13 protein-coding genes are annotated in these 13,674 nt (G+C 69.2%); 7 read left to right on the top strand and 6 right to left on the bottom strand.

The features are described 5' to 3' along the window. Positions 1 to 6 precede the first annotated feature (6 nt). Complete coding sequence (locus OG776_RS40190) at positions 7 to 495, bottom strand: GNAT family N-acetyltransferase (RefSeq protein WP_148011858.1); 489 nt, start codon at positions 493 to 495, stop codon at positions 7 to 9. A gap of 496 nt (positions 496 to 991) precedes the next feature. On the opposite strand from OG776_RS40190, the gene OG776_RS40185 reads away from it, so the two are divergent. After that, positions 992 to 1,618 (top strand): hypothetical protein, encoded by a 627-nt coding sequence (locus OG776_RS40185; protein ID WP_315986937.1) that lies wholly within the window; start codon positions 992 to 994, stop codon positions 1,616 to 1,618. A 567-nt stretch (positions 1,619 to 2,185) separates the two neighbouring features. Here the strand turns inward: OG776_RS40185 and OG776_RS40180 are convergent. From OG776_RS40180 to OG776_RS40170, 3 genes are all read right to left on the bottom strand, one after another. After that, positions 2,186 to 2,566, bottom strand: coding sequence for a hypothetical protein (locus OG776_RS40180; RefSeq protein ID WP_187285827.1), 381 nt, complete (start codon positions 2,564 to 2,566; stop codon positions 2,186 to 2,188). 216 nt (positions 2,567 to 2,782) lie between these two features. Continuing rightward, positions 2,783 to 3,226 (bottom strand): hypothetical protein, encoded by a 444-nt coding sequence (locus OG776_RS40175; protein ID WP_148011857.1) that lies wholly within the window; start codon positions 3,224 to 3,226, stop codon positions 2,783 to 2,785. Positions 3,227 to 3,882: 656 nt separating this feature from the next. After that, positions 3,883 to 4,584 (bottom strand): class I SAM-dependent DNA methyltransferase, encoded by a 702-nt coding sequence (locus tag OG776_RS40170; RefSeq protein WP_148011856.1) that lies wholly within the window; start codon positions 4,582 to 4,584, stop codon positions 3,883 to 3,885. 240 nt (positions 4,585 to 4,824) lie between these two features. On the opposite strand from OG776_RS40170, the gene OG776_RS40165 reads away from it, so the two are divergent. The 4 genes from OG776_RS40165 (at position 4,825) to OG776_RS40150 (ending at position 8,229) form a co-directional block, all read left to right on the top strand. Further along, a complete protein-coding gene (locus OG776_RS40165; RefSeq protein ID WP_148011855.1) occupies positions 4,825 to 5,472 on the top strand; it encodes an RNA polymerase sigma factor in 648 nt (215 codons plus the stop codon). A 77-nt stretch (positions 5,473 to 5,549) separates the two neighbouring features. Beyond that, positions 5,550 to 6,386: a hypothetical protein gene (locus OG776_RS40160; protein ID WP_187285826.1), complete on the top strand. Its 837-nt coding sequence runs from the start codon at positions 5,550 to 5,552 to the stop codon at positions 6,384 to 6,386. A 178-nt stretch (positions 6,387 to 6,564) separates the two neighbouring features. Then, positions 6,565 to 7,377 (top strand): class I SAM-dependent methyltransferase, encoded by an 813-nt coding sequence (locus OG776_RS40155; protein ID WP_187285833.1) that lies wholly within the window; start codon positions 6,565 to 6,567, stop codon positions 7,375 to 7,377. A 183-nt stretch (positions 7,378 to 7,560) separates the two neighbouring features. Continuing rightward, positions 7,561 to 8,229, top strand: coding sequence for a Type 1 glutamine amidotransferase-like domain-containing protein (locus OG776_RS40150; RefSeq protein WP_148011852.1), 669 nt, complete (start codon positions 7,561 to 7,563; stop codon positions 8,227 to 8,229). 99 nt (positions 8,230 to 8,328) lie between these two features. Here the strand turns inward: OG776_RS40150 and OG776_RS40145 are convergent, their stop codons facing one another. Then, complete coding sequence (locus OG776_RS40145) at positions 8,329 to 8,685, bottom strand: STAS domain-containing protein (RefSeq protein WP_187285825.1); 357 nt, start codon at positions 8,683 to 8,685, stop codon at positions 8,329 to 8,331. A gap of 225 nt (positions 8,686 to 8,910) precedes the next feature. Here OG776_RS40145 and OG776_RS40140 point away from each other — a divergent pair, with 225 nt between their 5' ends. Together OG776_RS40140 and OG776_RS40135 are read left to right on the top strand one after the other, a co-directional pair. Beyond that, positions 8,911 to 9,387 carry a hypothetical protein gene (locus OG776_RS40140; protein WP_187285824.1) on the top strand — a complete coding sequence of 159 codons (477 nt, stop codon included), beginning with the start codon at positions 8,911 to 8,913 and terminating at the stop codon, positions 9,385 to 9,387. A 354-nt stretch (positions 9,388 to 9,741) separates the two neighbouring features. Further along, positions 9,742 to 11,859: a SpoIIE family protein phosphatase gene (locus tag OG776_RS40135; protein WP_329323539.1), complete on the top strand. Its 2,118-nt coding sequence runs from the start codon at positions 9,742 to 9,744 to the stop codon at positions 11,857 to 11,859. A 161-nt stretch (positions 11,860 to 12,020) separates the two neighbouring features. On the opposite strand, the gene OG776_RS40130 is transcribed toward OG776_RS40135, so the two are convergent. Further along, a complete protein-coding gene (locus OG776_RS40130; protein ID WP_329326608.1) occupies positions 12,021 to 13,478 on the bottom strand; it encodes a hypothetical protein in 1,458 nt (485 codons plus the stop codon). Positions 13,479 to 13,674 lie beyond the last annotated feature (196 nt).

Raw genomic sequence — 13,674 nt, 5'->3', positions numbered from 1 at the left:
TTCGCATCATTCGGCACAAATACGAAATTCGAATTCAGGGCGGTCCCAGGACACAGCGGGCGGGTTCGCAACCACGGTCCCGGTCCGGACCGCACCGATGCGGTGGTAGAAGTCCTCGGCGGGAACATGCGAAACGACCTTGACACGGTCGAGCCCGGCGGCGGCCGCCTCGGACCGCATGTGCGCGACGAGCAGTCGCCCGATACCCCGCCCCTGCGCTTCGTCGGCGACGAAAAGCAGGTCGAGCTCCGGTGGGGTGAGGACGAGTGAATAGAACCCGAGGACCCGGCCTCCCTGCTCGTCGGCGTCGACGGCCACGAAGGCGCGGTGGGCCTCGATGTAATCAGGCCCCACCCGATAGCCCGCGACCGCGGCCGCGTACTGCCCCTCGTAGGCGCCCGAGCCACGCACGAGCCGCGTGAGCCGTTTGGCATCCCGCGCGACGGCCCTCCGAATCGTGACCGCCCGGCCGGTGCTGGAAGTGCGTGAACTCATCACCGGAGTATTTCGCACAGGCGAGAGCCTCCGCACAACGGGTCGGCTGCACGGGCAGGCCTTTCTGCGCCAGTCCAGAGAACGCCCGCCCGGCTCGCCGGCGGATTTCGGCGAGGGATGCGGGTCGTGATCCGGGCGAACGAAATACCGATCCCCCCCAGGTCGACAAAGGACCAGCGCCCTCGAACCGACACCGACGAGGAGCAATCGGCCGCTTTCGAATCGATCGATCAAGATCGCTCAACCGGGAGACTCGAAGAACAAAAGGGAAATTCAACCGTGGCCCATGTCACACTCAAAGAGTGCTTCGACTTCACTCTTACCTCCCACTGGGCCCCCGGGAAGGCCACGCCGGGCGGGATGGTCGCCAAGCCGGTCGGCCAGTCAGGCACGATCTCGCGAGCCCGTAGAGGGCGCGGGAGGCTAGCAGGCGGAAACCCGGGAGGGACAAAATCCCTTGTCGGTGGTGCACCGGGTCCGACATCATCCCCGCGTGATGGTGATGCACCCCGTTCTGGAGATCTTCGCTGCGGACGACTTCACGCTCTGGCCGGTTGGCGAGCAACAGCCCCATGGATACCTGGTCCTGAACGGAGACATGACTCCGGCAGAGGTCGGCAGGGCGGTCATGCGGATCGCCGACTGCAACGATTTCGACCCGGACGAGGAACACGGTCCGTGCCCGACCGACCCGCTCGGAGCGTTTCTGCACGGACTGCTCACCATGCCCGACCTGATCGCCACCGGTGGGTTCCGGGTGACTGACAGCGCCACCGGGTCCGTCTTCGTCGGGCCGGGCTGCTGCGGCGGCCTGGAGGCCTGGCGGGAGTGGCTGGAGGTGCTCGACGGCACTGGCTGCTCCTCCTTCGGCCACGACCCGTCCTCCATGGCCGAACGTGTCGGCGACTACGTCCGGTTGACACTCGACGCCGACGCGAAGGACTGCAGTCCAATGATCGAGCTACCGGTGGACGAGGTGCGCGCCCTTGTCACCGGCGCCCAGCAAGACTTGCGGAACTTCTCCAGCCTCGCCGGAAATTGGGCTACGGACCACCTGCCGGCCCACGCCATCGCCGTCACCGCCGCCCTGGCCCGGGCACTGGACCTCGAGCTCACAAGTTGACCAGCTTCCTGACCCATCGTGAGCGCGTGCACGACGCCCGCCTCCCTCTCCATCAGCACAGAGCGCTGCGCACCTGCCTCACCCTGTTCGCGCCCTACGGCTTCCGGGCGACCTACCACCACCTGACGCTCAGCGCCTCGATCCCCGACGGCTCGAGGCCGATCCGGAAGCGTTGGTGCGGGCAGTGGAGGAACTGCAGGAGGCACGGATGCTGTGGCTCGTTCATGTGGAGGAGTACGCCGCGCAACGCCGAGCGGAGAAGCTGGCCGGGCGGCGAACTCTGGCGAACTCGCGACCGTGGTGGCTGCGGAACAGGTGGGACGGCCCGAGCCGTGCCTGGTACGAAGACCCGATGCGGCACCCGTCCCTTCGCCTGTCCGAGTCGGTCCGGCGCCAGAACGCCATTCAGGACGGGGCCGATCTCCCAGGCTGCCCAGCCTGCGGGGACGAGAGGCCCCTGGAGTCGAAGTCGACCGGGCACAGCTGGGTCGAGCTGTGCCGTGGGTGCGCGTGGGCGCCGGTGCCGTGCCCGTGCGGCCAGCCGCACGGGCTCAGGCCGCAGACCCCCTACCGATGGAACGAGATCTGGCAACGGGCGCACATGAACAACGACGGCACGCCGAACCCACACCGGCCCGCTCCCTGAACAGTCGGACGGGACGAGCGCTCCGGAGATTGGATCACGTCAACTGCGGTGGGGCCGTGAGCGGACGAATGCCTCCGCGCGGCGAGCTGCGAGTGGTCGCAGTAGCTGACGCGGTACGCGAACTGCCGCATGACCCTGGCGCCGCGCTCGGGAGGAAGGAGCTCCGTCCGCACCGGGTGTCCTGCGACGACGAAAAGGTCGGCGGCCGGTAGGTCGAGTTCGGCAGCAAGTTCGGTGAGGCGCTGCGGGGTGGCGTCAGCTCCGCTCGCGGCGAGGCTGCTCAGGATGGTGGCCCGTTCCATGTGCGGAAGATAGCCGGTGGGCTACGAGGAACAGTCGGGGGTTGCATACCTTGGGTGGCGCGGTGGTCGCCTGTCCTGGACCGAGTGGGCGGCGCACGATACGACTGCGCGGATCGGATCGACCAGTTGGTGTCGGCCACGCGGTGCGCGGCGTTCGTGGTCGCGGGGCTGCGGGCGTGGCCGACTCGGTGGTCGGCCACGCCCTCAGCTGGTGGATCAGGTGCAGAGGCCGTTGTCGGAGTTGTAGTAGATGTCGATCGAGCCGCTCCACGTCAGGCACTGGCCGTCGTCGGGTGCGTCCTTGTACACCGGCCCCGCGTAGCTGGTGTAGCTGCCGGAGTCCCTCGCCTCGCCGCTGCTGTACGGCCAGGTGTCCAGCGTGACCTCCATGAAGACACGGGAGCCCGGGCTGGTGCGCACGGTGACCGCGCACACCTTGCCGGCGGTGCTGCTGTAGGTCACGAACGTCGTGGCGGGGATGGTGGTCTGGGAGGTCGAGCGGATCGGTGTCGCCCGGATGACGTCGTAGCCCTTGCCACAGGCGCCGTTGTAAGCCGTGGGCGTGGCGGCCGCGGCCGGACTGGTCGCGGCGAGCGTGCCGCCCAGGGCGACGACGGCGAGTGCGCCGGCGGTGGCGGCCTTGCGACGTATCGACTTCATGGTGTTCCCCCTGTTGATGTTCTTGGTCAATGTGCTGCGGACGGACGGTCGTTGCCATCCACGCATCATCAGACCAGGGAGCCCCCACGACAGTTGTGGGCCGTTCTGTCGCGGTTACGTCACCCGTGTCACAAAGGCCGTTACATCACCTGTGCCACTCAGACGGCTCGCCGGCGGGCGCAGCCTCGCACGTAGCGGCTTCCTCGCCGACGAGCAGCAGCTCGACGTCGTTTGGCGGGGTGCTCCGTCACGGCGCCAATCCGTAACGGGAGTTCAAGACCCTTGGCCGCCCCTGGACGACGGAGCAACGGCCCAGCCCGGAAGAGGCTGTCTGCGGGCGCGGTAGGCGCGTGCGAGAGCGAGCCGTGCCTCTTCGGCTCCGGCCTCGCATCACTCCAGGGTATCGAGAACCTCGGGCGGTTGGGCCTTGCTCCGCTGTGGCTCCCCGCGCTCACGCGCCGTGCCGAGAACCGCGCGCTTCGACCGCCAATGGCGCTGACCCGCTGCCGCCACGCCCCATTTGCCTCCTTGGGGTGATACGCGCATCCCGGAGTCGACATGGTCGCCCGGTACGCCGCCGAGCGCAGCCCCGCCGCGCCCGCCGCCACCATCGATGAACCTCCAGAACGCGCCGCCCGCTCACCACACCTGGAGCACTACTGGACCGTGTCGCGCGTGCTGTCGGCAGCCCGCGTTCCCGGTCTCACCGGCCTTCGGGCCAGGAGGTACGCCTGCTGACCCTGTCGGGGCTTCTCCTGTTCGTTCGGTTCGCGGATCAGCCGGGCGTCCACCGTGAATCCGGCCTGGCTCAGCAGCTCGGCGATGCGGTCAGGAGAGACCCAGTAGACGTCGAGCGACAACTCGTGCCCATACGCGTGTTCCAGGCGTCGAAGCCTGTCACCGGCTTTGAAGGCGATCAGCAGATGGCCGCCCGGAACGAGCACGCGGTGGAACTCCGCGAACACGACCGGCAGCAGCTCCGGAGGGGTGTGCACGATCGAGTACCAGGCGATGACTCCGCCAAGACTGCCGTCCGCCAGATCCAGGCCGGTCATCGACCCTTCGTCGAACTGCAGGTCCGGATGCCTGCGACGGGCCACCGCGACCGTCTCCGGGGACAGATCGACGCCGAACGCGGTCACCCCGAGGGACTGCAGGTGTGCCGTCACGTGGCCGGGCCCACAGCCGAGGTCGGCGACCGGCCCGGCGTCCAGGGCCCGCGTGAGTTCGGCGAAAGCGCCTATCATCGCGCGGCCGTACAGATCGGCCTCGAAGACGGGGGGTACGAGCTCGGCGTAGTCGACGGCAACGGTGTCGTAAGCCACCCGGGTGGCGTGCAGGTAGGTCGGTTCCGTCATGACCGAGGACACTACTGCCGTCCTTCGCGGTCTCAACTCCACTGTCCCCGGCGCTGTTTCGGGTTGCGTCCGACGGGCCGCGGAAACGAGCACCATGCCCCGGTCAAGGGGCTTTTGGTGGACAGTTCGAGAATGATGCCCGGGTTGCTGAGGGGTGTCCCCGCGGCAGGCCCGAATCGCCGGTGAGAAAGAGATCGGATCAGCGGGAACCTTCGACTGGATGCCGGACACGTACAGAGCATGGAACTGAACGACGCCGGACCGGTCGGACCGCTCGGACCGATATCCGACCGAGAGCTGTGGGCGAGGGCCGTTGACGGCGACAGGCAGGCGTTCGGCCAGATCTTCGACCGTCATGGGAAGGCCGTCTACAACTATCTGTTCCGGCGGACGGCCGACTGGTCCGAGGCGGAAGACCTCACGTCGACTGTCTTCTTGCACGCCTGGAGACGGCGATCGGAGACCGTGCTCGACCGCGACTCGGCTCTGCCCTGGCTGCTCGGCATCGCCGACCGCCTGGTGTCGAACACCAGGCGTCGGCTGAGGCGGGCCGAGGCGTTGCTGCACCGCCTCACCTCGCACAGCGAGCCCGAGGGCGACCACGCGGACCGCGTGGCCGTCCTGGTCGACGACGAGCGTCGCATGTCGGAGATCCACCGGGCGCTGGCCCGGCTGCCGCGCCATGAACGCGAGGTCGTCGAGCTCTGCGTCTGGTCGGGGCTCGACCAGCAAGCTGCCGCGGTGGCGTTGAAGGTGGCGGTGGGGACGGTCAAGTCCCGACTGCACCGGGCGCGGCGGAGGCTCGGGGCGGATCTCGTGGCCGGAGCCACGGTTCCGGCGCCGTTCAGTTCAGGTCATCCCGTCAACACGAAGGAAGTCGCACGATGAGTGACGAGCAGGGCATTCCCGCGGCTCCTTCCGATCGCGATCTGCCCGATCACCGGCGGATCCGAGAGGAGCTACTGATGAAGATCGGTCCTGAGACCGACCGCGCCACGCTGCGACACAGGTGGGGTGTGCCGCTCGGCGTGGCCGCCGGGGTCACGGCGGTGAGCACCGCGGCCGTGGTCATCCTGGGTGGAACAGGGGAAGCCAAGCCGAAGGTCGCCGATCGCGCTCTCAGCGACGGAGGCACGACGAGCGCCGCGGCAGCCGCGGAGCCGGGCGCGCCAGGTGGTTCCACGTCGAGCGGAGCCGGATCCACGCCGTCCCCGGCTCAGCCGAGTGCGGACCCGGACGCGTTCAGCATCACCGACCCGGCGACAACGCCGATCCAAGCGGGTTCCGTCGCCAGGATCCTCTCCTCCTGTCTGGGACCCGACGCGTCGCGGTACCACGCGGTCGTCGCGGTCCGTACGCCCATTGCGTCGAAGTCCACGGACGGCGTGGTCGTCGCCGTCGACTCGGCCCACCAGTACGTGCAGTGCCAGACGAAGGGCGACAAGGGCAGCAGCCTGGACTCCCCGCCCACCTTCATCAACAACCGTCTGTGGGGCTCCGGTGAGGTGATCGAGTATTTCGATTCCACTTTCGAACCCGCCGGCAAGAGGAAGTACCTCACCCTGGGTGCTGGTCACTACAGTTCCGATGTCACCAAGATCACCGTCAGCTATGGCGGGCACTCCACGGAGTACCCGGTGTTCATGGCGGGCGGCGCGTTCGTCTACGCGGCGGCCGTCTCCCCCGACAAGCCTCCCGTCAAGCACTACAGCGGCCCGATTCCGTACATCCATGCCTACAACGCGTCGGGCAAGGAGATCTACAACCAGACGAAGGACCCGAAGTTCGCGAGCAAGCAATAGGCCGGCCTGGCCAGGCTCTCTCCAACACCGGAGGGAGGGTGCCCGGCGGGGGTGCTCACGGTCACTGAGCGATGTACTGACCGCCCATGAACCCGGCTCAACGCCTCGGTTCTCATGGAGCTCGATCGCCTAGGCTGGCGGTGTGACTGACGAGCAGAGGCGGGTGCGGCCGTCGGGAGTGTGGGCCACGGCTGTGGGGGTGGCCAGGGTACGGGCACTGGAGAGCGAGCGGGAGAACGCGCTGTTCCGCGACCCACTGGCCCAGGCCTTCGCCGCCGCCGGTGGCTTGTGGCCCTCCTCGCCGCCGCCCGGTGACGAGGCCGCGCGACGCCGTCGGCTGGCCGTGGCCTTCTCCATCGTCATCAGGACGAAGTTCCTCGACGACCTGTTGCGGCAGGCCTCCACGTCCGGCATCCGGCAGGTCGTCCTGCTCGGCGCCGGCATGGACAGCCGGGCCTTCCGGATGGACTGGCCCGAGGGCACCCGGCTGTTCGAGGTCGACACGCCCGCGCCACTCGATTTCAAGGCTTCGGTGCTGCGGCAGGAGCGGGCCACCCCACGCTGCGAGCGGATCACCGTCGCGGTGGACCTGCGTGACGACTGGCCGGGCGCCCTTGCCGCCGCTGGGCACGATCCGACGGCTCCGACCGTGTGGATCGCCGAGGGACTGCTGATCTATCTGCCCGAGGACGCGGTGGAGCTGCTGCTGGCCCGGATCAGCGCGCAGTCGGCGGCAGGCAGCCGGATGGGGCTGACGCTGGGCTCGCGCGGCGTGATCGAGCGCTTCGGGGCGGACGCCGTGCCGGGATCGGCGGCGTCCCTGTGGGTCTCGGAGATGCCCGACGACCCGGTGGAGTGGCTGGCCGGGCACGGTTGGGAGGCCGGCAGTCACACCCTGCGTGAGCGCGCCGCCGCCTACGGCCGCCCGATCAGCAGCCCGCCGCAGGGCGAGGAGCAGCCTGGCGGGCTGATCTCAGCGGTCCGCCGGTAGCGCGTGATGCCCTGGCGGCCGTCAGGCAGCTCCCTGAATGACCAGCCGTTGCCCGTGCCACCGTTCAGCCCTTCGTGACCAGGTCGCGGAACCGCTGTCGGTGCCTGGAAGACGGACAGCGGTGACACCCCCTTCGATCCGCCGTTCGTTGCGCGCGCCCGTCAGCCGTGCTTGGCTCGCCCGATGAACCTTCTGCTGACGGCGAGCGGCCTGCGCAACGACACACTGCGGGATGCCCTGCGGGACATGCTGGGAAAGCCGTTCGGATCGGCGAACGTTGTGTTCGTTCCTACGGCGTCGGTCGCGGAGCCCGGTGACCACGGGTGGGTCGTCGAGGACATGAACCGGCTGCACGGCCTCGGCTGGCGGGAGTTCGACGTCCTCGAACTGAACGGTCTGCCCCGGCAGATGGTGCTCGACCGGCTCTTCCACGCCGACGTCATCTATGTCGAGGGCGGCAATCACTACCACCTCGCACGCAGCATCACCGGCAACGGCCTGGCCGACGGCATCCTGCGGGCGCTGGAGAGCCGGGTCTACGTAGGGGTCAGCGCCGGATCGATGATCTTCAGCCGCCATCTGACCGAGCACTCCGCCGACGTCATCGGGGACACAAAGGACCTCTCCGTACTCGGCGCGACGACCGTGAAGCCGCCCTTCGGCCTTTTCGACTGGTACCTCAAGCCCCACCTGTACTCGCCGGACTTCCCCGAGCGGGACGACGCCTGGGCCGACCGCATCGCCGCGCGGGCGGACTTCCCCCTCTACTTCATCGACGACGAGACGGCCATCCGCGTCCGGGACGACAAGGTGGATGTCCTCACCGAGGGCCGGTGGCGGTTCCATCCCTGAGCCGGCGTGTGTGTACGACAGCCTCGCCGCCGGGCGCAAGGAAAGCTGCGCAGTCCTGGGGGCCCTGGTCTCTCTCGGGCTTCGGGCCCTCGGCCCGCTTCAGTCCGCGAGGGCCTGGTCGCGTGTGGGGTAGCAGGCCAGGACCGTGTCGAGGCCGACGATCTCCACGACCCGCTGGACCGGCTCGGTCAGGGCTGCCAGCCGGATCCAGCCGCCTGCCGCCTCAGCGGTGTTGAAGGCGACGACCAGGACGTTGATGGCGCTGGAGTCCATGAAGGTGACGCCGCCGAGGTCGAGGACTGCCCGCGGGTCTCCGCCGACGCCGACGCGCAGGGCCTGGCGAAGCTGGTCGACGTTGTCGTGGTCGATCTCGCCGCTCACGACCAGGACGCGGATGCCCCCGGCGGCGGTCTGGGTGATCGACAGCGGGATGGGCTGCTCGGTTGTGTCCTGCATGTCTGCCACGTGCCCTTCAACACTCCTCCGTATTCGGCACAACTCCTTTGAAGGGAGCCCCTGAAGCGCACGATTCTATGGGCTCGACCTGTGAGTGGAGGTGGCACGGGCGGGGTGCTCGGCAGACGAACGCGGCCACGTTTTTGTCCCGCCGTCGCCACCCGGTATCGTGCGCGCATTCGAGGCCCCTCCGCACGACACAGGGGTGTGAAGGGAGAAGCCGGCATGCGTCTGGGCATCACGGGCCACCGAGGACTGTCCGCGGAGGTCGAGGCCCGAGTCCGTTCCGGGCTGGCCAAGGCCGTCGCCGCCTACGCCGCCGAGGACCTGGTGGCCGTCAGCTGCATCGCCGACGGACCCGACTCCTGGTTCGCGGAGGTCGTCCTCGATCACGGAGGACGCCTTGAGGCCGTCATCCCGGCGGACGAGTACCGTGCGAGCCTCCCCGACTGGCACCGCCCGGTCTACGACGGACTGATGGCGCGGGCCACCGACGTTCACCACACCGGCATGAAGGAGTCGACCTCACGCGCCCACCAGGCGGGCAGCGAGATCGTGGTGAGCCTCGCCGACCAGCTGATCGCCGTATGGGACGGGCAGCCTGCCCGCGGCCACGGCGGCACCGCCGACGCCGTCGCCTACGCCCACAGCGTCGGCCTCCCCATACGCGTCCTCTGGCCCGACGGTGCCGCACGGGACTGACTCACTCGGCGAAGGACCCCGGGCGGATCGGCATTCCCGTCGGCAACCGCTCCAGCCATCGACCTGACCGGTCCCGCACCGCGATGCGCCGGGACGGATGACACGCGCGCATCGCCCTTCTCCGGACGGGCTGTCGCCTTGTCGTGGGCCGGTCCCCGCCCCTGCGGCTGTCTTCAGAGGCCATCAGATCGATCATTTCCGCATCGCGGCTGCAATTATTTGCGCGACTTTCATTCATTTTCAACGCTATTGTCGTGATATGTCGTGCGTGCGAGTGGCGCTCGCGCCACGGAATGAGGCTGGAACGGTTCGACGCACGGTGACCGGCTGTGTGGGCGGTCGCCAGGGAGGTCGGTGACGGTCGTGGTGACTGCCGCGTCGGGCTCCGCACAGGACTGGAAGGAGATGGGCCGCCACTTCCATCGTCTGGTCACGGACGCCGACGCATCGAGCGCCATGCTGTTCCTCCTGCCGCTCAAGGAGCCGGTCCTGCAGCTGTCGATGCTGTACGGCACGTCGTGGAGCGTCCTTTCCTCCTGGGCACGGATCCACGTGCAGGAGGCGCTTCCGGCCGCCGAGGCGGCGCGGGAGAAACGCACGGTCTGGGTCGGTGATCCCCAGGAGCTCGCACTCCACTATCCCCGGCTCGCCCTCATGGTTCCTGACCACGCCCTGGCCGCTGCCCCCGTCCTCGCCGATGACGTCGTGCGGGGTGTCGCCTGTCTCCTGTGGCCGTCGTCGCACCCGAGGCACCTGGGCCGGGCAGAAGCGGCGGCCATCGATACCTTCTGCCACCGGGCCGGCCCGTTGCTGGCGCGCGCGGCGCGGCGCGGGCGTCCGTTGCTGCCCGGCACGCGTCCGATGACCCTGCCGGCGGAACGCTCCAGCCCTCCCGACCCGGCCGAAGCGCTGGCGGCTCATGACTATGTCGTACGCCTGCCAGGGGCCATGTCCCTGGACCTGGAAGGCCGGATCACCTTTGCCGGCGAGGCCGCGAGCGACCTGCTCGGAGTGCGGGTGGCCGACCTGCTGGGCGCGCGCCCCTGGGAGCTTCTGCCGTGGCTCACCGGCCCCGACTTCGAGGACAGGTTCCGTGCGGCGGTCATCGGCCACCGCCCCGCTCGCTTCACGGTCGCACACACCGCCGATACATGTCTGTCCTTCGAGCTCTACCCGGATGCTTCCGGCATCAGCGTCCACATGGCGGCGCTCCCCCGAGCATCATCGACCGGCCGGCGTCAGCACGCCGCGCCCCTCGTGGAGCCGACCGAGATCAAGCCGTTCCAGCAGTTGATGCATCTGGCCGCAGGTCTCACGGAGACGGTGCGGATGAGTGATGTCGCCGATGCCGTCGCCCACCAGTTCCTCCCCTCCTTCGGCGCCGCGGGGCTGATCCTGATGACCGCGTCCGAGGGACGGCTGCGGGTGGTCGGTCACCGCGGCTACGACACCGCCTTCCTGTCTCTCTTCGACGGTCACCCGCTGGACTCCGACAATCCGCCCGCGAAGGCCCTGACCGCGCGCAGACCCCTGTTCTTCACCAGCTTCGCCGAGTTCCGGCGGATGTACCCGGACGCCGTGCAATACGGCACCAGGAACGCCTGGGCGTTCCTGCCGCTGGTCATCCGCGGGCGGGCGGTGGGCATTCTCGTCCTGTCCTTCGACCGGACCCGGCAGTTCCCGCCGACGGAGCGCAATCTCCTGATCTCGGTGGCCGGACTGGTCGCACAGGCCCTGGACAGGGCCTGTCTGCACGAAGCCAGGGACGATCTCGCCCGCACCCTGCAGACCGGTCTGCTGCCTCAGCAGCTCCCCGCCGTCCCCGGGTTGCGGGCAGCCGCCCGCTACCTGCCCGCGGCTCACGGCATGGACGTCGGAGGCGACTTCTACGACCTCATCCGTAGCGGCCCCGCGAGCGCCACGGCGGTCATCGGCGACGTCCAGGGGCACAACGTCGGCGCCGCGGCCCTGATGGGCCAGCTCCGTACCGCCGTTCACACCCACGCGGCCGTAGGCATGCGCCCGGACGTTCTCCTCCGCCGCACCAACCAGGTGATGTTCGACCTCAACGCCGAACTCTTCGCCAGCTGCCTCTGCATCCGGCTCGACCTGGTCCGGCGCCGAGCCCTCCTGGCCACGGCCGGACACCCGCCGCCGCTCCTCCGCCATCCCGACGGCCGGACGGAGGTCCTCACGCTGGCTCCGGGACCCCTGCTCGGCGTCGTCGCGGACGCCGACTACCCGGCGGCGGAGTTCCCCCTGTCCTCAGGCCTCACTCTGGCGCTCTACACCGACGGACTCGTCGAAGCACCGGGCATCGACATCGACGACGCCATCGCCACCCTCGCCGGCCGGCTCGCCCGGGCGCCGCGCGACGACGTCGAGAGCCTCACCGAGACCCTCCTCGACCACGCCTCGCTCAGGCCGCGTACCGACGACATCGCCATGCTGCTGGTCCAGGTCACGCGGTGACGTCGGCATCGCAGTCGAGCGTGCGCCTCCACCTCACCCTGCTGCGGCCATGCGGGCCTGCGGCCGTCCCGTCGCGGGAACCGGGCCGCGCAGGAGGGGCCCGCGAGCCCGGAACGCTTCCCGCACGGCCCGGCATGACACGGTGCGGCGGCCGATCACCTTCAGTGGACCGATGGAGCCGACCCTTGGCACCGTCCCTGTCGGTGGGTCAACCCTTGGTCCATACGGTGTTGTTGGACCAGACGATCCTGTTGGGAGCCTGAAGTACTCCGGTGAAGGTGTTGTCGTCGGGGAAGGTCACCCGGATCGTCGAGGTGCTGGTGACCGTTCCGGTGGCCCGTCGGACGTCCGTTGGCCGACATGTCGACCGAGATGGACGCCTCGTTCACACTGATCACGGGTCCGCCGCCCAGCCATCGGCCGTTCAGGTCGAAGATCGTCGGGTCCGGTGGACTTGCGTCGTAGAACTGGAGCGAACCGACCTGGCCGTCGCCGGCCGGCCGTTTCAGGGGCGCGTAGTACGCCGGGTTGCCGCCGGCGGTGCCGTCCGAGCAGACGGTGTTGAGCTCCGGCGCGCCGACGATCGTGCCGCGGGCGAGTACGTTGCCTCCCTGGCCCACCGGCGAGTACACCGGGCCGCCGCTGTCCCCGGGGCTCGCGACACAGCCGACGTCATCCTGTGCGACCTCCGTGAGCGGGCCCTCGGTGGCGCAGGAACCGCCTTCGAACGAGGCGAACACGTCGACCGCGACCACCGTGACTCCGAGGTGCTCACCGGAGTCCGCGCCACTTGTCTCCACCAGATTTCCGACGAAGTCGGCCCTCGCGCCCAGGACTTGGACGCTGGTCTCCGACTCCGACGGTCCGATGTAGGTGCGCGGCTGCACGGCTCCGTAGGTGATGACCGCGGTGTCACGGCACGGGGACAGACGGGAGGCGACCCCCGCGAGCGCGCCCGAGACGGTCACCGTCGCACCGTCTCCGCCGAGGCAGTGGGCGGCCGTGAGCATGACGTAGTCGGTACTCATGCTGCCGTTCAGACGCACGGGGACGCCGTTGGTGCAGGCGCTGTCGCCCGCCCGGTTGAACGAGCCACCGGAGTAGGGAGCCGTGTCGCGCAGGCGACCGGACGGGTGTGTCGCGCGGGGTCCTTCGGTGACCGACACCGGTACGGCCGACCTCGAGGTCAGTGCCGCACGGTCGGTCGCTCCGGTGCTCTCGTCCACCGTGACGGCCAGTCCGCTGCCGTCGGCCTTCGGTGCCGCCTTGGCCACCCGCGGGTCGGCCGCCATCGCCCGTGCCTGTGTCACCAGTGTGCTGTGCGGGAACTTCGCGGGTGAGAAGACGACCGGAACATCCAGTCGCGCGGCCGCCGTTCGGACCGCGGCCGGTATGTCCCCGTTCCAGTAGACGTGCAGCTCATGGGCGGTCGGCGATGCCACGACGCTCGCGTTGCCCGAGCTCCCGGCCGCGAGGATCTTCTCCGCACCGGCGTTCAGCCGTGTCTGGTAGGCATACAGGTCACCCCGGTCGGCGAAGCCGCCCGGCACGGCCCCGGCCTTCGAGGGCGATGCCGAAGACGCTGCCGCCGAGCCGAATCCCGTCATGAGCGCCATCACGCTCAGGACCGTCCCGAACCGCCTGATGCGCCTCGCTCGTCGTCGGCGCCCACTCGTCGACTCCGGTCTCGTCCCCACGTACCTCATCACGGCTCCCCTCCGGCCGAACCAACGGGCCGGGCACCGATCCGACTCCGGACGAAGGGAGCGGTACCCGCGTCAGCACCCTCGCGACGGCGTCGCGAGCGACCTCTCA

This window comes from Streptomyces sp. NBC_01689, from assembly GCF_036250675.1.
GTDB lineage: Bacteria > Actinomycetota > Actinomycetes > Streptomycetales > Streptomycetaceae > Streptomyces.
This window is presented reverse-complemented; position numbering and strand designations above follow the sequence as displayed.

Coding starts and splice junctions, on each gene's coding strand:
- OG776_RS40150 (WP_148011852.1), top strand. CDS start 7,561: ATGAACCTTCTGCTGACGGCGAGCGGCCTGCGCAACGACACACTGCGG.
- OG776_RS40170 (WP_148011856.1), bottom strand. CDS start 4,584: ATGACGGAACCGACCTACCTGCACGCCACCCGGGTGGCTTACGACACC.
- OG776_RS40145 (WP_187285825.1), bottom strand. CDS start 8,685: ATGCAGGACACAACCGAGCAGCCCATCCCGCTGTCGATCACCCAGACC.
- OG776_RS40185 (WP_315986937.1), top strand. CDS start 992: ATGGTGATGCACCCCGTTCTGGAGATCTTCGCTGCGGACGACTTCACG.
- OG776_RS40140 (WP_187285824.1), top strand. CDS start 8,911: ATGCGTCTGGGCATCACGGGCCACCGAGGACTGTCCGCGGAGGTCGAG.
- OG776_RS40160 (WP_187285826.1), top strand. CDS start 5,550: ATGAAGATCGGTCCTGAGACCGACCGCGCCACGCTGCGACACAGGTGG.
- OG776_RS40175 (WP_148011857.1), bottom strand. CDS start 3,226: ATGAAGTCGATACGTCGCAAGGCCGCCACCGCCGGCGCACTCGCCGTC.
- OG776_RS40180 (WP_187285827.1), bottom strand. CDS start 2,566: ATGGAACGGGCCACCATCCTGAGCAGCCTCGCCGCGAGCGGAGCTGAC.
- OG776_RS40190 (WP_148011858.1), bottom strand. CDS start 495: ATGAGTTCACGCACTTCCAGCACCGGCCGGGCGGTCACGATTCGGAGG.
- OG776_RS40165 (WP_148011855.1), top strand. CDS start 4,825: ATGGAACTGAACGACGCCGGACCGGTCGGACCGCTCGGACCGATATCC.